The sequence below is a fragment of the Syntrophaceticus schinkii genome (genome assembly GCF_000946815.1).
In the GTDB taxonomy this organism is placed as follows: domain Bacteria; phylum Bacillota; class DSM-12270; order Thermacetogeniales; family Thermacetogeniaceae; genus Syntrophaceticus; species Syntrophaceticus schinkii.
Window position 1 is genome coordinate 1 of sequence record NZ_CDRZ01000001.1, and the last position, 23,580, is coordinate 23,580.

The following is a 23,580-nucleotide window of genomic DNA, read 5'->3' on the forward strand; positions in this document are numbered from 1 at the left end:
ACGCTTAACGATCTTTAAAATTTAAATTGATCAGCACATCTCGGTAAGAGGGATCCGTTGCCGCTACAACACGCTTTTTCGGTTTGCTCATTTTTGGGTATAAATCTTGGTTTCGTTTTTGAGTGTGTTAAAGACCATCCGTTTAACAATGGCTAAATTTTGTGCAGCCGCGGTTTCTCGCGTCCGATTATGATCATCTCCAAATATTACGTCGAGACTCCAATGCATACTCTCTACGCCCCAATGGGTGCGTGCTGCCCTGGCGAAATCAGCAACGTTTCCTACACTTCCAACATAGAAGACGGTTTCGTTGGTTGTTTTACCTGGTTCTGCTGTATACTCCACTTCCCGAAGGACCATTCCGATCCCTATTAGTTTAGTCCAGTCGCGCTTGGCATCCACCATCCAGTTGATATCTGTTGAATAATAATAGGTTCTTCTTTCGATGCGCCCATGTCCTTTTTCCAGTGTGCTAAGAACTTGAAGTCCTGCACTGTTTTTAACATGGGCACCCTCCTGCACCGCCTGATGCTTGATTTATTCGAGCTTTCCCGACTGTTCCAAATCCGTAAAATACTCTTTCACCTCTTGCTGAAACACTTCCTGGTTTCCCTTTAGATTGATCACGTAGTCTGCTTTATTGTCGTTCACAATTTTTGTTACGATCTTTGTCTGCAACCCTATAGCGTCAATTGTCACGATACTTCCTTCGATAAGTAACTGATCTAATAGTTCCGGGATGGCTGTGATCTCATTGCTTTTTTCGTCCGTTTTAACCTGACCGATCACCAGGCCATGTGAATGGCACAAGGCGCTTACCATATGTAGTGCCTTCTGACCCTTGCGTTCATCCTTCGAACCTCTTGATGTTTTCCCATCCACGGACACAACATCCTTTTCCGGCAGTTGGAGCACTGCATTCATCCACGAGATGAACCGCGTTGAGAACTCCTCGGGCCGAATCACACTAAACCCTCTTTTAAGGGTCGACAATGAGGGAATTCCGTTAGGCAACGCAATATATTTCTTCAGCCATTTCTGCGTATCCGGTGCTTTAGCCCATACATGGATAAGCTCAAACTCATCGTAGCCGCAAATAATTCCGCAGGTCACGATGAATAAGATATCGGTTAATCGATGCCATATCTTCCCTTCCATTCTACTATCGTTCAATCCGCTAAAATAATCAAAAAACTTCCCTTGATATAAGCTTTCGCTCATCAGTATCCCCTCCACATATACTTCTGAGCTATAGCTTAATTCATAGTTGGTTGATTGTCCAGCAACTTTTACACCCATTTACTTCCTACATGAATTTGCCGTGAGGCATACCATCTTATCTGGACCAATATATTTTAAAGAGTTACTCCGCAAAAAGCAGTAAACTGCCTAATCAAGGAGGCGATATCAGTTGCGTAGAAGCCGGCAATTTCTCTCCTTACCGGTGATCACCCTGGAGGAGGGCAAACAAATCGGGCGCATCCGGGGTCTTGTGGTAAACCACCAAACCGGGGAAGTAGCGGCACTTCTTGTACAGCGCGGCAACATCTTTCGCGAACAAAAGGTGATCCCCTATCCCAGGGTTGTGAGTGTAGGGAACAGCGCCCTAACCATTCAAAAAGCAAGCAGTGCTGAAAGAATCGCCAGTCTGCCCCAGATCCTCACACTCGTCAAGGATAATATCCAGTTAAAGGGTTCCCGGGTAATAACCGAAAATGGCACAGCCCTGGGTCATGTTGTTGAGTACATGATCGACCCGGCAACAGGGAAAATCAAGGCCTTTGAAATCAGTGGAAACCCTGCGGAAAGCCTCTGGAAAGGTAAATCATTTCTCCCGGCAGATGAGGTGCGCACCATCGGTAAAGATGTGCTTGTGGTTCGCCAGGGAGCAGAGGAGACCCTTAAAAGAGATGACGGCAAACTGGCCGAAGGGGTTAAAAGCATCAAGGACACCACCAACCGCTTCGTCAACAAAGCACGCCAACTGCACTCTAAAATGCAGGGGGATGAACCCGAGGAAACCCTCCCGGAAGAAGAAAAAGAAGATACTCCTCCCGGGAAGGAACCCGATTAATTTTTACTCAAAAAGCTTGCTTACAGAGAGGTCCTCATGGATCCTGATGATCGACTCCCCAAAAAGAGGGGCTACAGTGAGCACCTTCATCCTGGGGAAGCGGTCTTCCGGGGCAACAGGTATTGTATTCGTCACAACAACCTCTTTCAATGGGGAGGCCTCCAGTCGCTCCCGAGCGGGACCTGAGAGCACAGGGTGTGTACAACAGGCGTAAACCTCTTTGGCCCCGCGCTCTAAAAGAGTCTCTGCTGCTTTGGTAATCGTACCGGCGGTATCGATGATGTCATCCACCAGGATGGCCGTTTTCCCTTGAACATCACCCACCAGGTGCAGCGCTTCAGCGACATTGGGGCGCGGCCTGCGCTTATCGATAATAGCAATGGTGGTTTCCATACGGCTGGCCAGGTCCCTTGCTCTGGTTACACCACCCACATCAGGAGAAACCACTATCGGATCCTCGATACCGATGTTCTGGAAATACTCGGCGAGGATAGGCACCCCCAGCCAGGTGATCCACCGGTATGTCGAAAAACCCCTGGATCTGACCTGCATGGAGATCCATGGCTAGGACGCGGGTGGCCCCGGCAGCGGTGATCAGGTTAGCCAAAAGTTTGGCTGTTATGGGATCCCGTGCCTTTAACTTCCGATCCTGGCGTGCATATCCGTAATACGGCAAAACAGCGCAGATACGCCTTGCTGATGCCCTCTTGAGAGCATCGATCATGATTAATAGCTCCATCACATTTTTATTGGTGGGAGGGCAAGTAGGCTGGATCACAAAAACATCCGCCCCCCTGACACTCTCATTGATGGTTACACCGATCTCCCCATCGCTGAAGTAGGAGACCTGCACATCCCCCAGGCCAATACCCAGGTAGGCGGCGATCTCCTTCGCTAACTCCGGGTTGGCATTACCGGTAAAAATCTTTAGTTTTTTTGTATAAAGCATCACGCCGATCCCTTCCCTCGCTTTAGCTTCCTTCATTCTTCTTCGTGCTCCCCTTTTTTCCTCTTTTTCTGCCCCCAGTCGGGAATCATCACCTGTTTTGCTCGCTCAACTGCTAAACAGGCTGCAGGAACATCCCTGGTAATAGTTGACCCGGCACCAATCACAGCATCCTTCCCGACACTGACAGGAGCAACTAAATTTGTATTGCTTCCGATAAAAACTCCATCCTCGATAAATGTTTTGTGTTTATGTGCGCCGTCATAGTTGCAGGTAATGGTTCCGGCGCCGATATTAACATCAGTCCCAATAACAGTATCTCCGATATAGCTTAAATGAGGTATTTTACTCCCCTCTCCCACAGAAGAAGCTTTCAACTCCACAAAGCCCCCAATCTTTACCTGATCAGCTAAAACATTCCCTGGTCTGATGTGGGAATAGGGACCAATCTGGCACTCGTTCCCAACAGTGCTTGCTGCAACCACAGAATACTGTACAGAAACACCATCCCCCAGAAGGACACTGTAGAGCCGAGTCCCGGGACCGATCACACACCTTCTGCCTATTATGGTTTTACCCTCAAGAAAAGTAAAGGGGTAAATTATTGTATCCTGGCCGACCTGGACCCCTTTGTCCACATAAGTTGTGCTGGGATCATAAATTGTCACACCCTCACTCATCAGGCGCTCACACTCCCACTCCCGCAAGATCCGCTCCGCATCAGCCAGCTGGCGGCGAGTATTGATCCCTGCTGTTTCTATGGTGGGGGCGATCACTGCTGTAACAGGCTGGTCGGCCTCCCGCAGCAGGTGAATGCAGTCTGTCAAATAATATTCTCCCTGCTTATTGTCCGGCTGTAAACGGTGAATCGTTGTCTCCAAGGCTTCCTTTGTAAAGGCATAGGAACCTGTGTTGATTTCCTGGATTCGTTTTTGTTCAACAGTTGCATCGCTTTCCTCAACAATGGCCTCTACCATGTCATCTGCAGTTCTGATAATGCGACCATACCCTTGGGGATCCTCAAAAATGCCCGTGAGCACTGCTGCGGCAGCCCCTGTTTCCTGCCTTGACCTGACAAGTTTCGCCAGGGTTTCGGACCTCAAAAGTGGGGTATCCCCGCAGACAACCAGCACCTCCTTACACTCCGCGGAAAGGTGGGGCAGAGCTTTTAGCACCGCATCCCCTGTCCCCAGCTGCTTTTCCTGAAGAGCATAATTATACTGCGGGCCAAGGGCTTCTCGCACCATGTCAGCACCCTGGCCGATAACAACCACAACCTCAGTAATCCCTGCCTCCTCAACAGCATCCAGAACATGGCGAACTAAAGGCCTCCCGGCGGCACAATGCAGCACCTTAGGTGTCTCTGACCGCATTCTTTTGCCCTGACCTGCAGCAAGAATTACTGCTCCAACTCCCTGCATAACTTTCAACTCCTTGGATCCTGGTTTACACCTCGGTATGCGAACCCTCCGAGTTTATTCTTTCTTAATATTCGTGAAACAACAAAAAAGGGAATACCAGATTCCCCTTAATAATTAAAATCCTTGCGTGAACCTTCGCTAAAACTTTATTCCGCCTCCTGATAAGCGTTTAAGATGGCCTCCTGAATGGTCTTTCTGGTATCAGAATTGATGGGATGAGCAATATCGCGAAATTCTCCGGCCGGTGTCTTCCGGCTCGGCATCGCTATAAACAAGCCCCTTTCCCCTTCGACAATCTTGATGTCATGTACCACAAATTCATTATCGAAGGTTACCGAGCAGACAGCTTTCATTCTGCTTCCATCCTGGTTCACCTTGCGTATGCGCACTTCTGTAACCTGCATTAAATCCTTGAACCTCCCTTTAGTGCGGTCATTGTCTGAATTTGTGTATTCGCCAAGATTTATAAGAATCCTGCCTGAAAGACAAGATATTTATTCCCCGGAAAGTTCTTGTATCAATTCTAAATCCGAAGCCTTGTCCATATCCACCCCGATTTCAGGATAATCGCTGATCACAGCGCGCCCCCTGACACCAACCAACTCAGATACCCTGCGCTCAGCCACAGGCACAGTCAACTGCCCGAAAAAATAGCTCCAGAGGATCCCTAACCCCACCAGCCGCGCTAAAGCTACGGGTTTCTTGCGCAACCTTACAAATTCCTCAGCTATTGAAAGACAGCGGCTGATAATCTCTCGCCTGACCAGTAAAAGGTTCCCGCCCGTAAAGGTGCCATCCCGCAGGCTGGCATAGGTGCGCTTCACACCAGGAAAACGGCTTTCCACTGTTTCTTTCTTCACAATAGGGTAATAAAAATCCGCTTCCCGTTCAAAACACTTAGAAATGAAATCATCTACCGCTGCAGTGGTCAAAAAGGGAATGTCCCCTGTGCATGCCATTACCCAGGTGTTTGATGTGTCTAAAACACCCACTCCTTCAGCAAAACTCCTCAGGGGTGTTGAGCCCTGCTCTGCAAAAAGAAATCCAGCAGTCTGATCATAATGGGACCTGAGTTCATCGGGCCCAACCAGGACAATGCGCTCTATTCCCCGGCTGTTCTTGAGTGCCTCAACAACATAATCCACCATTACCCGGGAACCGATAGGGAGCAACGCCTTCACCGGCGCGCCCTCCTCGATCCCCCCACCACCCGCTAAAACCACGGCATCCACTTTATCCATCATCTAAACCTCTTTTCTAAAAGGTGACCCGGGAGAGATCACGGGGACGGTTCTCCTGATCTCTTTCTTCCGACCTCTGACCTCCAGCATCAAACATCTATTCCCACTTTCAACATCTCATTTCGGGCATCTATTCCCGCTTTCAACCTCTGAACGTGCACCGGGGACTGTCCCCGAGTCTGCGGGACCAGAAACTGTCTCTGACTATTTTTCCGCCCGAGCATCCCTTTTCCAACGACTAACGACCAACCACCAACCACCAACCACTAATTAGCCAACCACTAACTTATGTCCCCTTTTTTGCGCACCGCTTCCATCAAACTGTTCTCCGCATTCTCAATATGCTCCCAGGCCAGAGCCTCTGCCCGTGTGATATCGCGGTCAGCCAGGGCCTCAACAACCTTCCTGTGCTCCTCCAAAGCCACACGCATCCTGCCCGGGGAAGCCAGGGAAACTGAACGGAAGCGGTGAACCTCATCCTGTAGATTAGTCAGGATCTGAATCAAACGCTGATTTCGGCTGGCACGATAAAGGATTTCATGAAATTTCTTATCTGATTCAATAAACAGCTCGATCTCCTGCTGTTCGATAATTTCAGCCTTGCGGACCAATATCCTTTCCAGTTCTTCCAGTTCCTCTTCGGTGATCCTTTCAGCAGCCAGGACTGTGGCTAACGCCTCCAGTGCTGCCCTCACCTCGAAAACATCAGCAATATCTTTCAGAGAAATCCCCGCTACATATGCCCCTTTCCGCGGAATCATGACCACAAATCCTTCTAGCTCCAGTTTGCGGATCGCTTCCCGCACAGGTGTCCTGCTGACCCCCAGCTGTTCTGCCAGTTGGGATTCCATCAGTCGCTCTCCCGGGCGCAGGACACCGTCGATGATCGCCTCCCGCACAGCATCAAAAACCACTTCCCGCAAGGGCTTGTAGGTATCCAACTTGACAGGCAGCAGTCTCCTCTCCTTTTGATCGGCCATTTTAACCCCCTTCTCTATATCAAGCAGAAACTGTTTTACAGATAAACAGATCCAGCTGTGCATCCTCCTCTTGCAGTTTTCCCGCCGCCTGCTGGGCATCCTCCTTCTCGTTGAACAACCCGAAGACAGTGGGACCGCTTCCCGCCATCATCGCTCCCAGTGCACCCAACTGCAGCAGGCGCTGTTTGATAGAGGCTATCTCCTGGTATAAACCTGTGGTGACCGCCTCCAGGTCGTTGCCCAGCGCGCTGATCACACCTTCTCTGTCTCCTTTTTCAAGGGCATGAAGAAGTCTTGGTGTGCGCGGTTCTGTCTTCTTCATCTGGTAAAGGCCGTATATCTTCCCGGTGCTCACTTCAAATGGCGGCTTGACCAACACCACCCAGAAATCAGGTAAGGGCGGAACCCGCCTCACCCTTTCTCCCCGTCCTGCAGCAAGCACAGTTCCCCCTAAAATGAAAAAGGGGACATCGGATCCCGCCACAGCTGCGGCAGCTATGAGTTCATCCTCTGACAGGCCCATTGCATAAAGTTGATCAGCACCTTTTAAGGCTGCCGCCGCATTGCTGCTTCCACCCCCCAGACCAGCACCCCGGGGTATCCTCTTTTCGATCTCCACACTGATCCCCCCGGGCAAGTGGTGAGCAATCTCAGCCAGTGCACGGTAAGCCAGGTTATCCTGTCCATCAGGAACACCTGGAGTATTACAAGATACAGTGATCCCCGCAGGAATCCCGGTCAAACTGAGGGTATCAGCAAGGCTGATCGTCTGCAGCACCGAACTGATCTCATGGTAGCCATCCGGTCTCAAAGCCCCCACATCCAGGGTAAGATTGATTTTGGCGAAAGAGGGAAGCACAACTTCCGGAAAACAGAGGTCAGAAGCCAGAGGTCGGAGGCCGGAAAAAAAAATGTTGTCTGGCACCCGGAAACATCATTACATCACTTCACTTCGGCTCGTTTTCATTATCTGCTGGTGCCGCAACGCTACATGAATTCGCATCTGCTTTTATCCTCCGCTGGTTCCGCCAAGGCAGTAGTGGTTAGTCGTTAGTCGTTGGAAAAAGATCAACAGAATGCAGATCCTTCGTCCCTCAGACATCCGACTCCTGGTTTCCAACCTCCACATTTTAGGCGTCCACCTTTATTGTTGATGACCAGTTCCTCCAAAGAGGCCCTTTTACTTCCTCTTAATTTTACTTCTAAATCGTGAATTACACAACTGATGGTGGTTTTATAAGTGGTTAGTCGTTGGTCATTAGTTGTTAGTCGTTGGAAAAGGATTTTCAGATGCACCGGGGACAGTCCCCGGTGCAGACACCCTGTTGGAAAAAGGATCTAACCACTAACCACTAACGACCAACCACCACTTTTGCCCGCCGTACTTCCTTTTTCGCTTTCTGTTCCAGGGTGTGCAGGCACTCTAAAACCGGATCCAGTTCTTCGAAGAATACAACCACCACATCACCGGGTTTTGCCTGCCGCAGGGACTCCTCAATGGCCATAACAGTATCAGGGATCAGATGCAGGTTCTCCGCAGGCATTCCAGCGCGGCGGGCACCGGTGTAGAGGAGTTTGGCGGTCTCCCCCTGTTTACGACCCCTCAGGTCCTCATCCTCACGGATATAGAGCTCCTCAAAGCCTGCCGCAGCCACTTCCCCGGCGTGAATGATCTGGTCGCTTCGCCGGTCTCCCGGCACCCCGATAACGCCCATCAGCCTGCCCCTCTCCAGTGTCCTGGCAAACTCGGCGATTTTCTGGAAAGCGGGAGCATTGTGGCCATAGTCCACAATCACAGTAACCCCTCCCACCTCCTGGATCATCAAACGCCCCGGGTTATCATCATGGTCGGCACCGAAGCTGCGCAGCCCGCGCCTGACTGCAGCAAGAGAAACCCCGCTGACATAAGCTGCTGTAGCGGCAGCCAATGCATTTTCCAGGTTGTGGGTCGCACGGCCACCCATTCCGGCCCGGATAGCCTTCAGCTTGATTAAGCGCACTGCATCCTCACCATAGCCATAAAAAACAAAGCCATTTCTAACAAAAACAGCACGCCCGCCAGCCCCCAGATGGCGACGAACCAGAACATTATTTTCATGGAGGCTGAAGTAGATCACCTGACCACGGGAGCTGTCCGCCAGTCTTGGAGCAAAGGGATCATCGGCATTGAGAACAACAAACCCGTCCTTTTGGACAGCCTCCACAACCAGCGACTTTACCCAAAAAAGGTCCTCAAGGGTTTCGATACCACCCTGTCCCAGGTGGTCAGAGGCAATATTCGTCACCACAGCCACATCAGCCCGGTCATAACCCAACCCACCGCGCAGGATCCCACCCCTGGCGGTTTCCAAAACGGCTACTTCCACTGTGGAATCCTGTAAAACAGAGCGGGCACTGTCGGGGCCTGTGGAATCCCCACTGAGGATGCGTTTGTTGTTGATGTAAACCCCTCCTGTGGTAGTGATGCCCACATTGAGCCCCTGCTGCCGAAAAAGGTGGTTTAAAATTCGAGTTGTCGTGGTTTTTCCATTGGTTCCGGTGATCGAGATCACCGGAATGCTCACCTTGCTGCCGGGAGGAAACAGGTAATCCACAAGCTCTTTTCCCACATCACGGGGTGTCCCCCTATCAGGGTGCAGGTGCATCCTGAACCCAGGAGCGGCATTTACCTCGATGATCACCCCACCATCCTCCCGCAGCGGTCTGGCAATATCCGGTGCCACCAGATCAATACCTGCAACATCCAACCCTAACACAGCTGCCGCTTTTACAGCTAACAAGCTGTTCTCCGGATGCACCTCATCTGTTACATCAGCTGCACTGCCTCCTGTGCTCAAATTGGCATTCCTGCGCAGATAAATCCGCTTTCCCGGCCCCGGGCAGGACTCCGGGTCGCAACCCTGCCTTTTCAATTCCAGCAGGGCAGCCTGATCGATCTCCATTTTAGTTAAAGGAAGATCATGCCCTCTGCCACGCCTTGAGTCCTGGTTGGCCATCTCTACCAACTCCCTGATGGTATGAACACCATCCCCTGTTACAGAGGCGGGAAAGCGCTCTGCTGCCGCCGCCATCCTCCCTCCGATCACCAGCAAGCGATAATTCCGCCCTTCTATGTATTTCTCCACCAGCACCTCTTTGTCAAATTTCCTGGCCATTCTGTAAGCATCTTTTAGCTCGCTGTCATTTATTATATCTAAGAGAACTCCCTTCCCCTGGTTGCCGCAACAGGGCTTCACCACAACAGGATAGCCCAATTCCCTGGCAGCAGACAGAGCTTCTCTGATGGTTGTCACAACCCGACCGGGCGGTACCGGCAGTCCAGCCCCATACAGCAGCCTGGCGGTGGTTTCCTTATGAGATGCCAGATCCACTGCCAGGGCTGGGGTTTCTGATGTGATAGTAGCCTGGATCCTTTTATGGCGGCACCCATATCCCAACTGGTAACAGGCGCCATCACTCAGAGAAAGAACCGGAATCCCCCGCAGGCTGCAGGCCTTGAGAATGCTCTCTGTGGCTGGGGCCGGGCCGGGTGGCAAGACCCACATCACGCAAGTGTGCCAGGTTTTCCTTCACAGGAAAGGAGCGTTCGGCCAGGAGCGCCGATATCATGGCCACCGCTGTCTTTAATGCAGCCTTTCCCAGTTCCGGGGTGCCGTACTCCAGCACCAAATCCCAGGTGCCGGGTTTATCCCCCCGCACTGTCTTGCCGAAATACACAGGAAAACCTGCCTCTGCTTGCAGTTCTAAAGCCACATGTTCCACAACATGCCCCAGGTATGTCCCCTCTTGCAGGCGTTCAATAAACCCTCCAGGGTAGCCGCGCCCACAGGTGTGACCTGTAAGCCCCGGCAGCAATCCCTGGAGAGCATCGGCAAAACCGGGCAGCTGGTCAGTACTGATACGCTCCCGGGGGGCAAAATAAAGCCGGGCCTCAAGGATCGGGGAATGACTCCAGACATTCCGGCCCTCAATGACCCGGGTTTTCAAGATTTTCACAATGAGAAGCCTCCTCGAATAGACATAGAAAGCATACCACTTCCTATTTTTTCTAATATGAGCCTGGATTATACGTCTTGCCCAAGGGGTCTTCTGTTCTTCATATCGAACCTGTAGGCGGCCGGGAGAATATGCATGATCACATTTGTCAAGGCCAGGGGCTCGTCAGGGCTTGCTGAAGAAACATTTGTTTCCTGAATCTGCTTGCCATCGATAATGGTGACCGTCTGTGACCCGATCACTTCGAAGGTGCCGTCAGGTGAAATAATAATGGCTGTATCCTCATCGATCCCCACCCCCAACACACTCAGGGATACTGCGCAACTGCAGCAAGCAGTCTGCCCAACCTCCCTCTCTGGGCGAAGTGCTGATCTACAACCACCCCATGCAATAAACCCATACCAGGGGCCATCTGTACGGTGTTTTTGCGGGGTGCTTCGGTTTCCTCCCCCTCCACAATCATTGTCTCACTCATCGCTGAGGCCCCGGCACTGGTTCCTGCGATGATGGTTCCCCTGCCATATGCGGTATGCAGGGCATCATCTACCTGGGTCCCACCCAGGATACTGGTCAGACGAAGCTGGTCTCCCCCGGTAAAGAAAATCCCGGTGGCTTGCTCTAAAGCCTCCCCTGCTTTGGCAGCGCCGGCATCCTGGCGGGTGTTCACATTCAAAACTGCCACATCCTGCACCCCCAACTCCTGAAAAATGCCGCGATAAAGCTCCCCACTGATGTGGGTTTCGCTGTAGCAGCAGTGATGACCGCCAGTCTCGCCTTCTCCCCACCCGCAAGCTCCACAAACCTTTTCAAGATCAGGCATTTGTGCTTCCTGTCCTCAGACCCTCCGATGATCACCAGGGTTCCCTTGACCTTACCGGACATCTTCATCTCTCCCTTCAATCCAGAATCGGGCAGGCATAAACCGGAGATGTTTGCATAAATTGTACCCGGAAGGGCAGGTGATACTATGTCTGCACTGCTTCCCAGCCTCTTGGCCGGGCTGGCTACTGCTATAGGGTGTTTAATAGTTCTCCTTACCAGGATCCCCGGACGCCGTACCCTGGCTGTAATGCTGGGTGGTGCCGCCGGGGTGATGCTGGCTGTTGTGATCCTTGACCTCATACCGGCATCACTGGATACAGGTACACCACTGGAAACGATAATAGGAACAGCAGTTGGAATCGGTATCCTGTGGGTGATCGACCGCGCTTTTGCCAGTCGCACGGTCACCTCACCCTTTCATCAAATTATCGCTATGAGGCGGCTGGGCTACATGATGACCATCGGCATCGCCCTGCATGACCTGCCGGAAGGGATAGCCATTGCAGGAGCCTATGCTGTGGGCGGAAAGCTGGGGCCACTTTTAGCCTTTTCTATTGCTCTGCATAATATTCCTGAAGGGATCGCCACAGCCGCCCCTCTACAGATGGGCGGCCTCAGGCGTAGTCATATTCTGTTGATCAATATTATTGTCAGCCTCTTTACACCGCTGGGGACACTCTTCGGGCTTTTCCTGATCCAGGTGTCCCCCCAGCACCTTTCATTTCTTTTGGCTCTGGCTGCCGGAGCGATGATCTATCTGATCAAAGATGAACTGCTTCCGGCAGCACAACGCATGAGCATGCTCTGGTGCTGGTGCGGTGTAATCGCCGGTTACCTTCTCCTCTGGTTTTCTCAGTTTATCGCCGGTTAACTGCGACTCAATGCCGGCCTCAACCTGTTTCAGGGCGTTTCAGGGCGATCGTCATTTAGATCGCAAGTATGGGTTAACTGCACACTTGATGATAACCGGCTTGCTCATCTGATCAGTTAACTGCGCCACTGCCAGAGCCAGGAAAGAAGAGAGCGGTCCCGGGAGTTTTCCAGCCACTCGCCGATTTTAGTTGTCAGACGAACCTGCTCCTCCGGCTCAGAACCACTGTCAATTAACAGGATTTTCTCCACCTGCTGACCCTGCTTATCCTGCTTATCCTGCTCATCCCCTGGCTTTTCCTGATCCATATGCCGGCATAAATCCTTCTCATCCTCGTCCGCAAGCTGACTGGAATCGCTGTTCGTCTCATCCCCTCCATCACCATCATCTGTCAGCTGGCACACATCGCTGTCCGGTTTTTTATCTTCCTGAAGCTGCTGGGCAGAATTGGTTATATCCACAAAACAGAGTGGGGGGAAGAGGCAGCACCACCAGTTCTTACCCTCCCCTTCTCCCAGCACAATCCTGAGAGACTGGTATCTCCCCTCCGGGAAGGTCAGCGGGCCATAGACACGGACAGGAAAGTCATAGTCTCCATAATAAACCTGCACCTGATCACTGCAGCCATTGATGCGCAGGGTTTGGACAGCCACTTCCTCAATCTGAGGCAGTTTATCCTGGATGATGACAGCTGCCTCTTGTTGATCCTGTACACCTTCAAGATTCGGACGCAGGTAGTCAAGAACAGCATCCCGCACCTTTAATTTTAGTTCCTGGTCAGCACTTTGATCACTTTTAGCCACAACATGAAAGCGAACCACATCTCTGCAAATCTGCCTGTCCTCCCCCGGATCCCCGTCTTTTACAGGTGCCAGGGCCAGTGTCGCAAAAATTGCAAACCCGAGAAAAAGAATAATTCCGAAGCGGATCATCAATTTTTTCACCGTTAATCCCATCCTCTCTCCCAAAAAGCAATCTTTGCACCCCATTATTTCCATATTTTGCTTTCTTAAACATGGGGTCAGGCTTGAGTAATTTACTTACTGCTCGTGAGGCTTATTTTATTGTCCGACGACAAATCCCCAACCCGTAAAATAGAAGTCAGAGACCGAAAGGCTGAAGCCTGGACTATCCAGGGGCTGCCTTGTACGGACTTGGGAAACCAGCACATATTGTCCTGGCTCCGGTCATCTCTCGTAAAAAACTTCAAAAGAACCATCCCTTAATCCAACTCTATTCCAACTAAAGAGATGGATCAGAAGAACCGTGAGTCTGTGTAAAAAGTGCCAAACTGGGTTTGAACACCGCAATACATAGGTTTGTTCACTGCAAGGCATGCCATATGGATTATTCCCACAGTCTGCCGTCCCCTTGATCCAAACGAAAAAACCCTGCTTACAGCTTTCACTGCAAACAGGGTTTGCGATAAATAAACTTTTCTACGGATCACAGGGTATGATCAGCACCGAACCGATCTGAAGATTATAGGGATCAACCCCGGGATTGGCAGCAAGGATATGATCAACACTGACATGATACCTCATGGACAGCTTCCAGATGGTATCCCCTGCCTGCACCACATGCTCGAAGGGGCATGGCGGCGGTCCTGGCGGTACTGGCGGTGCCGGTGGTATTTCCTCACAGATCACCACGAAAATCTGAACGGTATCCACTACCCGGGCAGTCAGATTAAGCACAATTTCCAGAATAACCTTCCTGCTGCTGTCTGCCGGACGGCCGGCCACATGCTCTACTGCTGCCCGCACACTGACATTCATCTCCGGTGTGGCACCAGGTATCGGTATGAAATTGCGGAACTTCAACACAGCATCAACATGGTGCACCGATTGGTCGGGCATATCGCTGACATAAAGAACCTGGGCCTCGATCTTGCCGCTGACAATCACCTTATCCTTAATGATGACAATGTCTTCCGGCAGGACCTCCACCTTGTGTACCTTCACATCCAGAACCTTGGTTACACCCGGTTTTTCATAGGGAACAACCAGCTCATCCCTTACATTGGCCTGGGTGTGATCCTCACCGACCACATTGTCAACCCTGAGCAACTCTCGGGTGGTCTCCACACCGATCAGGTCAACAACAACATCCAGCTGCCTCGGCTCAGTAACCTTAGCTGTCATATCCATGATCACTTCTACACCGACTGTACAGGGATCCACCACATCAAAGCTGACATGGGTAATGGTTTCTTCGACCGTAACATTCATCCCCGGTTGAGCCCCGAAGACTTCGATAAACTGGGTAAAATGGATCGTCCCGTGCATGTGATGAACAGGCTGGGTAGCCATTGCAGCCACATAGATGACCTGTAAGGTGATATCCCCCTCTATGATCACTTTGTTCTCAATAACCTTTTTATCGGTGATAGTTATACTGGCATCTACATCCAGGACCTTTTCTACCGGGGGCTTCTCCGGGGGCACCCGCAGTCTCCCGGAAACCATGGCCTGGGCACTGCCTTCAGCGATCACTTCTTCCAAGCGAAGACTTTCTGTGACAGCCTCTACCCCAGGGGGTGGTTCTACCATCAGCGTAATCTCTTCTAATTGTGTTACCTTTGCAAAGACGAGAATAACAGCAGTGATCTCGAACATATGTGGACGCCCGGATTTGACCTTCCCCTGGATATCCTCAACTTTTACTTTCGTCCGTACAGTCATCTCCGGCTCTGCACCGTCTATCTCCACAAACTGCGTAAATTCCAGACGCGCATGAGTATGATGAACCGGCTGGCCAGGGGCATCAGCGACATAGACGATCTGCAGATTGAGGTAACCCTCAATGATCACCTTGTTTTTAATAACCTCTTCCTTGGTTATCTTGACTGTCTTATCTACAGAAATTATCTTCTCGATCCCCGGTTTTGGCTTCGGCACATGAAAATCACCCTGTACAACAGCCTGTTTTGACATTTCTCCGACTACATGTTCCAGCTTTAATGTCTCGCAGCGAATCATCTCTTCTCCCTCCTTTTCCAGGCACATTTTTCTGTAATATAATATGCCAGAGGGATAAAGAGAGTGTATTTGTTCAATAAATAAGCTGCTACAGGAAGTTGCAGCAGCTTTTGGCATATTTTGACACCTTTGAAAAGGATATTTTGACATCGATCTTTCAGGTAATTCGACATCTAACCCCGGACGCTCGCGTGCAAGGGGGACAGTCCCCTGTATACATTCCAGACCCCCGACTTCTGGTTTCTGACCTCCGCATTTTGGGTTGGTCGTTGGAACAAAAAATGCCTTGCCTGAAATGAATCGTTGCTTTTTTGTGCTGTGATCTGAGACAAAAAAACGTCCACTCTTGATGTTCAGCTTCCGATTTCCGGTCTCCGGCTTCTGTCTTTCGAGTTGGTCGTTAGTGGCAGGAAAAAGATTGCCCCGTTGGAAAAGAAACCGCAAGAACCATCTCTGATTGTTCCACTGTTCCATAAAGCAAAGGCGGCCGCGATAGCCAATAATGGCGCCAGGCACTAACTTCTAACTTCCGTTCATAGCGGCACCGCAGGAGGATGAAAGGTGACAGAGATCCGTCCCCTGTCACCATAAATGAGATGTGGGAAGTGAGAAGTTGGAAGTGGGAATAAATACCGAAGCAAGCCTGGCCCCGGTATTTAGACGCCGATGAACATCTGGGTAAACATCATCCCATATGGACCCTCCTGGATGATGCCGATGCCGATATGAGTAAATTCAGGCTTCAATATATTGGCACGGTGCCCATCAGAATTCATAAGAGCGTTATGAGCCCTGTCCACTGTACCTGCACCGGCAATATTCTCTCCCGCCCAGCGGTAAGTCACCCCGGCATTTTTCATCATGTCAAAAGGAGACCCGTAAGTGGGTGACTGGTGGCTGAAATAGTTCTTGTCCACCATATCCTGACTTTTTAAGCGTGCCAGACGCACCAGCCTTTTATCCACTGCGAGAGGCTTCAGCCCAACCTTTTGGCGTTCCTGGTTGACGAGATTAACCATCTGCTGTTCATACTGGGTCAATGTGATAGAATCTGAACCAGGTGCGGGTTCCGGATTCGGCTGAGGCTGCGGCTGTGGATCTGGCTGTGGATCTGGTTGCGGCTGTGGTTCTGGCTGTGGCTCCGGTTGTGGCTCCGGTTCCGGTTGTGGCTGTGGCTTCGGCTCCGGCACCGGCTCGGGTTGTGGCTGTGGCTGTGGCTTCAATCCCGAGCGAATAATTTTGAAATCATCTCCCGGGAAAACCTGTTTGAGAATCCTCGTCAGCACCTGGTCACTGAGACTACCCTGGTAGTAAACATACCGCGTTGCCGCAAAAGCAGTCACAGGAAGCAGAGCCATCAGCAAACCGACAAGCAGTACAGATATGGAGTATCGCAATTTTTTGGGGATCATCCTGGTTTTTCGGCTCCTTTCAAGTAATTTAGACATTATTATACTGGCATATCGGTTATTTTGGCGAAGTTGTTATTTCCCCTTTATCTGGTATAACAAGAAACCAGGCGACCAGGACACACTCATAATCTTTTTTTTAGACATTTATGACCTATTGCATAATTATGATAATTTAGGCCTTTTATCCTTTTGGTTATGGGCGGCTGCCAACCCATCCTCATATCCCTTCTGGTACCCCTGATCCCACCCCTGATCAAAAACTATATCAGCATCCTTTTTCCCCGCCGCATACCCTGACTCCAGGCCCTCTAAATAACCCTGTTCCCTGCCCTCCTTCCTGCCACACTTAGCCCCTTCTGCACTGCCAGCCTTATAGCCTTCGGCAAAGCCATCCTTACGCCCATCTTTGTAACCGCCATCATAACCACGTCCGTAAATGTGTTCGAGAAGCCACAACTGTTCAACACTTTTGGCCTTGCCCATACTCAAACCCCCTTAATCTGCTGTGCTCCACTGCCCCATCATGATAGACGCTAAAATGAACCCCCAAGCTCAGCACCCGCTCTGAATGGCCTTCTGCCCGATCGGGATAGACATCCATGCCGCCCAGCCATGCGCCGGCAGAGGATGAAAACAGAGGCTGAAGTCATGTAATGTTATGATACCAGCACAAGGTAATCTTTAAAAACCTTCGACTTCTTTTGGATCAGGCAGCTTTTTTCCAACGACCAACCACCAACCACTAATTTGGCCTCCGACATTCAGCAACCACATCCGGCATCCGACATTTATTTTCCGCTAAAATCCTTTCCCGGGCGCCGTTCAGGACGATCAGGTTTTTCTTCCTTCTCTGTTGCTTCCCCAGCAAGAGAAAGCAAGGTAGTAAGCATCTGTGGATTTACCTTTTTCCCGGATTTTTGGAGCAAACTCGTCAACATCTCAGGCCCCGGTTTTTGCCCCTGAGACAGCATACCGGTAAGCATTCCCATAACATCCTTCCCCACAGCCCCTGTTCCTGTGCCCACCTGTTCCTGTGCCAGGTTCATAATGCTCATTAAGGTAAACAGAGATAAAACAGTAATGGTTCCTGGGAGATCCGCCTCTTTTCCATCCAGGTTCTGCAGCGTCTGGGCCATCAAAGAAAAAATACTCACATCCCGGTTTCCCAAATCTTCCTCCTGACTCAAAACACCATCCTCCTTCACTAAAATGCATTCCCTTCATTGTATTCACCAATCACTTACAGGTTACTGACCAGCCGAGTTACTCTTTTTGGAAGACCACCAGGCCCCCCTAAATGGGGATCACAGGGACGGCAGACTGTGTGATAACTCCCAAAATCACCAGTTCAGCGGTCAGAAGTGGGGGTCATAACTGAAATAGCGGGTAATTGGTGTTCCTTATCCCTAAAAACAACCGGAATTTGATCGTAAGTGGGGGGACGGAAAAGGGCGCAATGGTTTTTACACAGTCTGACGGTTCTCTTGATCCACACAGTGTGACCTCTTTCGGATAAGGCATTTCTTATTCCAACGACCAACCACCAACCCGAAAAACGGAAGCCTGAGACCAGAAGTCGGAAGTCTGAAGTCTGAAGTGTTCAGGAACTGCCTTGTGTTACTAAAGGGCACACACAACCCGGCGATCTTTACGATTGCTTTAGATAATTATTCCAACCACCAACCACTAATTTTCCAACCACTAATCTCGCCAGTCATGGTTCTCCAGCCTGGATTGCGTAACCCTTTCAGATACCAGGTCAATCCTTTTTCCAACGACTAACCACCAACCACTAATTTGCCAACCACTAATCCACACTTCCTCCCAGGAGTTTCTGCGCTTCAGATTTGATGAGATCGCTCCCCTTTTGTAGAGCATCCTCCACAGCAACACCTACCAGTTCCTCCAGTTGAGGAACATTACGCGCCAAACGCGGGTTGATCTTGACTCCTAGCACCTGAAATTTACCGCTGATCAGGATCCTTACAGCACCATTTCCGCTGATACCCTCTACCTTTTTGCCTTCCATCTGTTTTTCCATTTTTTTGAGAATCATTTTTATTAAGTTCTGTGTGATGCTGGATGCTTCAGGGACTGGCATCATACTTTCCTCCCTTTTCCGTCCGGGCTGCCTGCAAAATCTGAAAGAAGGAGTAAAATTAAGATCAAGAATAGTGTAAAAGGATTGGCTTTCTTTTTTTCCCCGTCACCAAAAAACCGCCGGGAATCCCCATTTAGGGAGTTTTGTAAAGTAATAATATAATTTTGTGCGGGTTCGCTGGAAAGCAGCTTTAAAAATTCATCGAGAAGATCCGCCACCTTTTCACCCTGGGGTCCCAAGTATGGACGAAAACTTTTTAAAACCTGCACTGCATCTTCATCATATAAAACAACTGCCATCTGCCTCACCCTCCTTTATCTTTTATCCTTAATGAATAAGAGGCCACTCCGCATTTACGGTGTGGCCTCCACAGCAAACCCGGATTTAAGGATCACCGAAAAAAGTAGAATCAGTATCAAGAAAAGAATCAGTTCGAAATTGCCAAAAAAGGCTTTTGCCTTTTGCTTGTGCCATTTATCCTTTCCCCTCGTTGCTGGTTGGATTTGTGGATTGGTGCCCTGGTATTGTTGACAAATACCGGGGCACCTTGTAGAGCATCAGAGCGTGTTGTTGTTTATGGATCACCGAAGAATAGCAGAATCAGAATCAGGAACAGAATAAACGCCCAGCTGCCAAAACCGCCGCAACCAAATTGTTTGGCTTCCATCAATATCCCTCCTCACCATTGAAGACTCGCATATCCCACAATCACTTTTGCTTTTTTATGGATCACCGAAAAAGAGCAGGATAAGAATCAGAAAGAGAATAAGAGCCCAACTACCACCGAAAAACCCCTTGCCAAAGCCAAATTGTTTGGATTCCATCAATATCCCTCCTCACCATTAAAGATTTCATCTGTCTTAGATGTCTGACGCCAGAGGTCTGATGTCGGAAGTTTACACAGCAACTCTATAACCGATTCAACCGATGTTTTCAGCCTCTGATGGTATTGCCACATAGTGGCATGGGTGTACTGATTCTAGCCGTCCCCGAAGAAAAGCAAGATCAGAACCAGGAAGAGAATAAACGCCCAACTGCCACCAAAACAGCCCTTGCCAAAGCCAAAGCCCTTAGACTCCATATTACCCCTCCTATCTCAGATACGGGTCTCATCCCATCGGAACCAGCCCGTTTGAGCTTTTCTACACCATAATATGTTGCTTTAGGAAAAGTGTTACACCAGCTCGGGGATTTTTCAACCCCACTGATTGGCACACTGTTATTTCTTATTGCCAGCAAGTCAAGCCCCTACTATTGCTTTCCCACTGGTTAAACCAGTGGGAAAGCAAGATGCCGGACAAACAAAAGGGTACCCGGATCCCTCCAGATACCCTTGATCTGTTTAGCCATCACCGAAAAACAGCAGAATCAAAATCAGGAACAGAATAAACACCCAACTGCCACCAAAAAAACCCTTACCAAAACCAAAACCTCTTTCTTCTACTTCTGCCAAGGCAAACCCTCCTTTATGCATATGACTTGTAATCTGTGGGAAAATAGCGCCAGGGAAGAATTGTTACTTCTCTGGTATCCCCATCCCATAATATGTAGCTGCTAACGCAATTGTCACCTAATTTACTTAATCCTCAAGTAGACACCCATGCCGCCTGATGGCAAGTACCATCAGTAATCTTTCGGGTAAGGCATTTTATTCTGACGACTAACCACTAACCACTAACCGCCAATTTGGCATCCGACCTCTATTTTCACGGTAGATCCCAGGCTTGTTCCGCTTCTATTTTGTCTTCTGATTTTTCTTCTGATTGCACACCGAACAACATCTTTGCCATTGGAGCATCCGCCAAGAACAACAGGGCTTGCAACAAAAAGAGAGTTGCCGGTTTGGATTCTTTTTGAGATATATCAGGCATTGTTAATGCCTTAAAGCCCTCCCCTGGCCCTAAGATTCGTAAAGAGTCCAGCGTTTTTTTGGCCGGCTCACTGTGGAGTAACTCCAGTAAGCTTTCCAGGGCTATAAGGCACCCATTACCATGAGGACCCAAGTATGGTCGGAGACTTTGGACAAATAAAAGTGCATTTTCATCATAGGAAACGCCGGCCACCATAAATCCCCCCTTTTATCATTTTGTTAAGGCAGTTATAAAGCAGTTGCTGAGTAGAACCGCAATAACTGACCTGCATCCGCACTAAAACAATTATCAAGGATCAATACATAACAAGATCAAAATTAGGAAGAGGATTATCCAAAAACAGCTAAAAAAGCCCCCTTTTCCGCAGCGTCCCATATTTAACTGCCTCCTTTCCAACGCCAATCCGGCTCAATTTTTGGGAAAAAGCCAATTAGGCTTCTCTGTCCATAATATGGCTTTACGCCGGAAGTGTTCCTCTAATACAGCAGTCTTTTTATGTCCGGGAGGGCCATCTCGGCAGCTCGGCGCCCGCGCTCTAACAGTTCTGTAACCCGACCAAAATCATCCAATTCAGCATCAAGTGCCAGGGGCTCAATAACGAGATCTGCAGAATCGAGATCAAAGCGGGTGCCCTGCAGGTTCATGATGTTGATTCCCCGCTGGACCACCTGGATCAAGGACTGCGGTTCCTGTACACTCCCTTTCTGTTTCAAGCTCACCCCTATAACTTTACGAGAGCCCAATAGCCGTGCTAAGGGCGCGGGTACCATCTCCAAGAGTCCCCCATCTGCAAGGAGTGTCCCTTGATAGGGAACCGGTTCAAAAACCCCGGGAATGGCGCAACTGGCCTGAACCGCCGCTCCCAGGGGCGCTTTTTGAAAAAAAACCGTTTCCGGCAGCTGTGGCAGCGAAGAGATGTTGGAAAACACCACTTTTTTCCCTGTGATCAGGTCAACTGCTACCACACCGAAGGGCATGGCTATTTCGCTGAAACAGTTTTTCTTTGTTGTTTTTTCTACCAACTGCCCGATTTTTTTCCCGCTGAACAGTGCCCTGGGTATGGCATCCAGCAAACTGGCCATATCCCGCAGATTACTCAATAAAAACTGTATGAAGGAGTGGGGATTGAAGTTCCAGGCAAAAATATCCCCTTTGTTCAGGTTTTGAGACAGTTCACGCAGAACAGACAGGTTAACCCCGGCGGCATAAAGTGCCCCGACAATGCTTCCGGCGCTGGTGCCGGTAACCACATCCGGAACAATCTCATTTTCCTCCAGAACCTCCAGCACACCGATGTGTGCCACCCCCAGGATCCCCCCACCCCCCAGGGCAACACCCAGCCGCTTTCGCCTCATACCAAATCAACACCTAGCTTATCCAGGACTGCCTGAATGGGGTTGAGGACAGTGAACTCATTAGAACCGGCAAAAAGCAGCCCTACAGCTTGATTTTCCTGATCCAGCACTATGGAACCGCTGTCTCCGGCCAATGACTTCATCTCTGTCATTATCTGGTCCTGGAACCTCACCACATCATCGCTGTGGCCCATGCTTACATTTAAAGTAACATGAACGGCTGTGACCTTCCCTTCTGTAATTCCGGAGGTGCGCCCGCTTTTTTTAACCGTCATGCCAGGCTCCGCATCTATAATCCCGTTCACCTTGCCGAATTCGATGATCTCTGGAGTAATATCCTTGGGGTCCACCGGGCGGGCAAGAGCACAGTCAACCATATTCGTCGCTCCCAGCTTTTCTAGACGCATCCGGTAATGTGGACGGAAGGCGTGAATCACGGCATTGGCAGCCCGGACACCCATCACTGCCATTCTGCAGTCTGCACTCCTGCTGAACCTTTGAATAGGAATAAACCGTTCCAGGTGGCCGATGAGATCCTTTTCCGATCCACCATCATAGACCCCAGGTTGGTAAACCGGATCTCCCTTCCCTGCTCTCCTATCCACACCGTCAGAGGCGTTGGCCAGAACATGATTATTAGATAAAATCAGCAGTTCACCGGTTTCGCGGTCACGCACTACAGCACCGAAGGTACCGGCAGTCACCTTAAAATGCCCGATGCTGGAACCAGGAGCCGCGGGGCGCTGCCTATCCATCCTCCCCAGGAAGCGCACCTCGCCCACTTCAATCACATCTGTGCAGTGACGCCCAACTCGCCGGGGGATACATTCATCTACCCCCAAAGCCTCTGCAGGCACTTTCTTCTCCACAAAAAATATGACAGCCGGCTCGTCCGTATCCTGCCGGCCTCGCTTTTTGTACCCGATTCCCATCCCGATGACATTGGGCAGCTCAGTATAGCGTTTTTTGGCTACCCCTAAAGAACGCAGCAGTTTCCGCATCTTCCTCCCCCCTTGTTTTTGTCAATCTAGTATATTCAGGGGAAAGGTCATTTGGTGTCACTAACCACTAACAACCATTCTGCATAAAATAGAGGTCAGATGCATAAAGTTAGCCCCTGAACTCACCCCTCATCTTGAGCATAATGTTAGATTTTTGGAGATTGCAGGGAGTGATTGGGGTATGATGCCATAAAATTGTGGAAGGAAGGTGTTTAATCAATGAAAAAAGAAGAACCGCGCAAATTTTCCCCGGAGGAGTCCGCCCCCATTATCAAGAGGCAAACCAAGTTCAGTCAGCAGCGGTTGTGGAATGTTGTTGAAGATATGAAGGAAAAGGAAAGAAACCAGCTCTTAAAGGACATAAACTCCTGCCTCAAAGCAATTGAACAGAGGCTTGAGCGCATAGAAAACTTATTCCGATATAAACTCTTTGACGCTGAAACCGAAATCATAGATGAATAAGCACACTTGATACCAGTCTTTTATACAGCAACACCACCAACGATTT

23 protein-coding genes and 2 pseudogenes are annotated in these 23,580 nt (G+C 50.0%); 3 read left to right on the top strand and 22 right to left on the bottom strand.

Features of this window, described 5'->3' with window-relative positions; translation table 11 throughout:
- Positions 1-87 precede the first annotated feature (87 nt).
- Positions 88-1,299, bottom strand: a pseudogene (locus tag SSCH_RS19685) (ISAs1 family transposase).
- Between the two features lie 112 nt (positions 1,300-1,411).
- Here SSCH_RS19685 and SSCH_RS00015 point away from each other — a divergent pair.
- Positions 1,412-2,074, top strand: coding sequence for a PRC-barrel domain-containing protein (locus SSCH_RS00015; protein ID WP_052835129.1), 663 nt, complete (start codon positions 1,412-1,414; stop codon positions 2,072-2,074).
- 3 nt (positions 2,075-2,077) lie between these two features.
- Here SSCH_RS00015 and SSCH_RS00020 read toward each other — a convergent pair.
- From SSCH_RS00020 to SSCH_RS22180, 11 genes and pseudogenes are all read right to left on the bottom strand, one after another.
- Positions 2,078-3,023, bottom strand: a pseudogene (locus SSCH_RS00020) (ribose-phosphate diphosphokinase).
- A gap of 32 nt (positions 3,024-3,055) precedes the next feature.
- On the bottom strand, positions 3,056-4,441 hold the full coding sequence (gene glmU, locus SSCH_RS00025; RefSeq protein WP_044663680.1) for a bifunctional UDP-N-acetylglucosamine diphosphorylase/glucosamine-1-phosphate N-acetyltransferase GlmU: 1,386 nt from the start codon (positions 4,439-4,441) through the stop codon (positions 3,056-3,058).
- 146 nt (positions 4,442-4,587) lie between these two features.
- Positions 4,588-4,845: a septation regulator SpoVG gene (gene spoVG, locus SSCH_RS00030; RefSeq protein WP_044663681.1), complete on the bottom strand. Its 258-nt coding sequence runs from the start codon at positions 4,843-4,845 to the stop codon at positions 4,588-4,590.
- A gap of 90 nt (positions 4,846-4,935) precedes the next feature.
- The gene (locus SSCH_RS00035) at positions 4,936-5,685 is read right to left on the bottom strand and encodes a nucleotidyltransferase family protein (RefSeq protein ID WP_084710791.1); all 750 of its coding nucleotides are present in this window, start codon (positions 5,683-5,685) and stop codon (positions 4,936-4,938) included.
- 278 nt (positions 5,686-5,963) lie between these two features.
- Positions 5,964-6,662 carry a GntR family transcriptional regulator gene (locus SSCH_RS00040; RefSeq protein WP_044663699.1) on the bottom strand — a complete coding sequence of 233 codons (699 nt, stop codon included), beginning with the start codon at positions 6,660-6,662 and terminating at the stop codon, positions 5,964-5,966.
- Positions 6,663-6,681: 19 nt separating this feature from the next.
- Entirely contained in the window at positions 6,682-7,587 is a 906-nt protein-coding gene (gene ispE, locus SSCH_RS00045) for a 4-(cytidine 5'-diphospho)-2-C-methyl-D-erythritol kinase (RefSeq protein WP_052835130.1), read from the bottom strand.
- 427 nt (positions 7,588-8,014) lie between these two features.
- A complete protein-coding gene (cphA, locus tag SSCH_RS00050; RefSeq protein WP_198142023.1) occupies positions 8,015-10,198 on the bottom strand; it encodes a cyanophycin synthetase in 2,184 nt (727 codons plus the stop codon).
- Positions 10,116-10,658: a cyanophycin synthetase family protein gene (locus SSCH_RS15875; RefSeq protein WP_052835132.1), complete on the bottom strand. Its 543-nt coding sequence runs from the start codon at positions 10,656-10,658 to the stop codon at positions 10,116-10,118. The genes cphA and SSCH_RS15875 overlap by 83 nt, the downstream gene beginning before the upstream one ends.
- Positions 10,659-10,726: 68 nt before the next feature.
- The gene (locus tag SSCH_RS22170) at positions 10,727-10,963 is read right to left on the bottom strand and encodes a type 1 glutamine amidotransferase family protein (protein ID WP_332306869.1); all 237 of its coding nucleotides are present in this window, start codon (positions 10,961-10,963) and stop codon (positions 10,727-10,729) included.
- A 2-nt stretch (positions 10,964-10,965) separates the two neighbouring features.
- Positions 10,966-11,340: a cyanophycinase gene (locus SSCH_RS22175; protein WP_332306870.1), complete on the bottom strand. Its 375-nt coding sequence runs from the start codon at positions 11,338-11,340 to the stop codon at positions 10,966-10,968.
- Positions 11,328-11,540 carry a type 1 glutamine amidotransferase family protein gene (locus SSCH_RS22180; RefSeq protein ID WP_332306871.1) on the bottom strand — a complete coding sequence of 71 codons (213 nt, stop codon included), beginning with the start codon at positions 11,538-11,540 and terminating at the stop codon, positions 11,328-11,330. Before SSCH_RS22180 ends, SSCH_RS22175 begins: the two co-directional genes overlap by 13 nt.
- 85 nt (positions 11,541-11,625) lie before the next feature.
- On the opposite strand from SSCH_RS22180, the gene SSCH_RS00060 reads away from it, so the two are divergent.
- Positions 11,626-12,351 (top strand): ZIP family metal transporter, encoded by a 726-nt coding sequence (locus tag SSCH_RS00060; protein WP_044663683.1) that lies wholly within the window; start codon positions 11,626-11,628, stop codon positions 12,349-12,351.
- Between the two features lie 116 nt (positions 12,352-12,467).
- Here SSCH_RS00060 and spoIIR read toward each other — a convergent pair whose 3' ends face one another.
- The 10 genes from spoIIR to SSCH_RS00110 form a co-directional block, all read right to left on the bottom strand.
- Positions 12,468-13,295 (bottom strand): stage II sporulation protein R, encoded by an 828-nt coding sequence (spoIIR, locus tag SSCH_RS15880; RefSeq protein WP_052835133.1) that lies wholly within the window; start codon positions 13,293-13,295, stop codon positions 12,468-12,470.
- Positions 13,296-13,790: 495 nt separating this feature from the next.
- Entirely contained in the window at positions 13,791-15,332 is a 1,542-nt protein-coding gene (locus tag SSCH_RS00070) for a DUF3794 and LysM peptidoglycan-binding domain-containing protein (protein WP_044663702.1), read from the bottom strand.
- 656 nt (positions 15,333-15,988) lie between these two features.
- Complete coding sequence (locus SSCH_RS00075; RefSeq protein WP_052835134.1) at positions 15,989-16,744, bottom strand: CAP domain-containing protein; 756 nt, start codon at positions 16,742-16,744, stop codon at positions 15,989-15,991.
- 162 nt (positions 16,745-16,906) lie between these two features.
- The gene (locus SSCH_RS00080) at positions 16,907-17,227 is read right to left on the bottom strand and encodes a FliH/SctL family protein (protein WP_052835135.1); all 321 of its coding nucleotides are present in this window, start codon (positions 17,225-17,227) and stop codon (positions 16,907-16,909) included.
- A 305-nt stretch (positions 17,228-17,532) separates the two neighbouring features.
- Positions 17,533-17,931, bottom strand: coding sequence for a hypothetical protein (locus SSCH_RS00085; RefSeq protein WP_044663684.1), 399 nt, complete (start codon positions 17,929-17,931; stop codon positions 17,533-17,535).
- A gap of 620 nt (positions 17,932-18,551) precedes the next feature.
- Positions 18,552-18,848 carry a YbaB/EbfC family nucleoid-associated protein gene (locus SSCH_RS00090; RefSeq protein ID WP_084710795.1) on the bottom strand — a complete coding sequence of 99 codons (297 nt, stop codon included), beginning with the start codon at positions 18,846-18,848 and terminating at the stop codon, positions 18,552-18,554.
- Positions 18,845-19,144 carry a hypothetical protein gene (locus tag SSCH_RS00095; protein ID WP_044663686.1) on the bottom strand — a complete coding sequence of 100 codons (300 nt, stop codon included), beginning with the start codon at positions 19,142-19,144 and terminating at the stop codon, positions 18,845-18,847. The genes SSCH_RS00090 and SSCH_RS00095 overlap by 4 nt, the downstream gene beginning before the upstream one ends.
- Before the next feature lie 1,407 nt (positions 19,145-20,551).
- On the bottom strand, positions 20,552-20,911 hold the full coding sequence (locus SSCH_RS00100; protein WP_044663687.1) for a hypothetical protein: 360 nt from the start codon (positions 20,909-20,911) through the stop codon (positions 20,552-20,554).
- 281 nt (positions 20,912-21,192) lie between these two features.
- Complete coding sequence (locus tag SSCH_RS00105) at positions 21,193-22,071, bottom strand: patatin-like phospholipase family protein (protein WP_044663688.1); 879 nt, start codon at positions 22,069-22,071, stop codon at positions 21,193-21,195.
- Positions 22,068-23,072 (bottom strand): chymotrypsin family serine protease, encoded by a 1,005-nt coding sequence (locus SSCH_RS00110; protein WP_044663689.1) that lies wholly within the window; start codon positions 23,070-23,072, stop codon positions 22,068-22,070. Before SSCH_RS00110 ends, SSCH_RS00105 begins: the two co-directional genes overlap by 4 nt.
- A 219-nt stretch (positions 23,073-23,291) precedes the next feature.
- Here SSCH_RS00110 and SSCH_RS00115 point away from each other — a divergent pair, with 219 nt between their 5' ends.
- Positions 23,292-23,534, top strand: coding sequence for a hypothetical protein (locus SSCH_RS00115; RefSeq protein ID WP_044663690.1), 243 nt, complete (start codon positions 23,292-23,294; stop codon positions 23,532-23,534).
- Positions 23,535-23,580 lie beyond the last annotated feature (46 nt).

Excerpts from the sequence above, each read along its gene's own strand:
- glmU (WP_044663680.1), bottom strand. The coding sequence starts at position 4,441 with ATGCAGGGAGTTGGAGCAGTAATTCTTGCTGCAGGTCAGGGCAAAAGA.
- spoVG (WP_044663681.1), bottom strand. The coding sequence starts at position 4,845 with ATGCAGGTTACAGAAGTGCGCATACGCAAGGTGAACCAGGATGGAAGC.
- SSCH_RS00035 (WP_084710791.1), bottom strand. The coding sequence starts at position 5,685 with ATGATGGATAAAGTGGATGCCGTGGTTTTAGCGGGTGGTGGGGGGATC.
- SSCH_RS00040 (WP_044663699.1), bottom strand. The coding sequence starts at position 6,662 with ATGGCCGATCAAAAGGAGAGGAGACTGCTGCCTGTCAAGTTGGATACC.
- SSCH_RS22180 (WP_332306871.1), bottom strand. The coding sequence starts at position 11,540 with ATGTCCGGTAAGGTCAAGGGAACCCTGGTGATCATCGGAGGGTCTGAG.
- SSCH_RS00060 (WP_044663683.1), top strand. The coding sequence starts at position 11,626 with ATGTCTGCACTGCTTCCCAGCCTCTTGGCCGGGCTGGCTACTGCTATA.
- SSCH_RS00070 (WP_044663702.1), bottom strand. The coding sequence starts at position 15,332 with ATGATTCGCTGCGAGACATTAAAGCTGGAACATGTAGTCGGAGAAATG.
- SSCH_RS00075 (WP_052835134.1), bottom strand. The coding sequence starts at position 16,744 with ATGATCCCCAAAAAATTGCGATACTCCATATCTGTACTGCTTGTCGGT.
- SSCH_RS00080 (WP_052835135.1), bottom strand. The coding sequence starts at position 17,227 with ATGGGCAAGGCCAAAAGTGTTGAACAGTTGTGGCTTCTCGAACACATT.
- SSCH_RS00090 (WP_084710795.1), bottom strand. The coding sequence starts at position 18,848 with ATGATGCCAGTCCCTGAAGCATCCAGCATCACACAGAACTTAATAAAA.
- SSCH_RS00095 (WP_044663686.1), bottom strand. The coding sequence starts at position 19,144 with ATGGCAGTTGTTTTATATGATGAAGATGCAGTGCAGGTTTTAAAAAGT.
- SSCH_RS00100 (WP_044663687.1), bottom strand. The coding sequence starts at position 20,911 with ATGGTGGCCGGCGTTTCCTATGATGAAAATGCACTTTTATTTGTCCAA.
- SSCH_RS00105 (WP_044663688.1), bottom strand. The coding sequence starts at position 22,071 with ATGAGGCGAAAGCGGCTGGGTGTTGCCCTGGGGGGTGGGGGGATCCTG.
- SSCH_RS00110 (WP_044663689.1), bottom strand. The coding sequence starts at position 23,072 with ATGCGGAAACTGCTGCGTTCTTTAGGGGTAGCCAAAAAACGCTATACT.
- SSCH_RS00115 (WP_044663690.1), top strand. The coding sequence starts at position 23,292 with ATGAAAAAAGAAGAACCGCGCAAATTTTCCCCGGAGGAGTCCGCCCCC.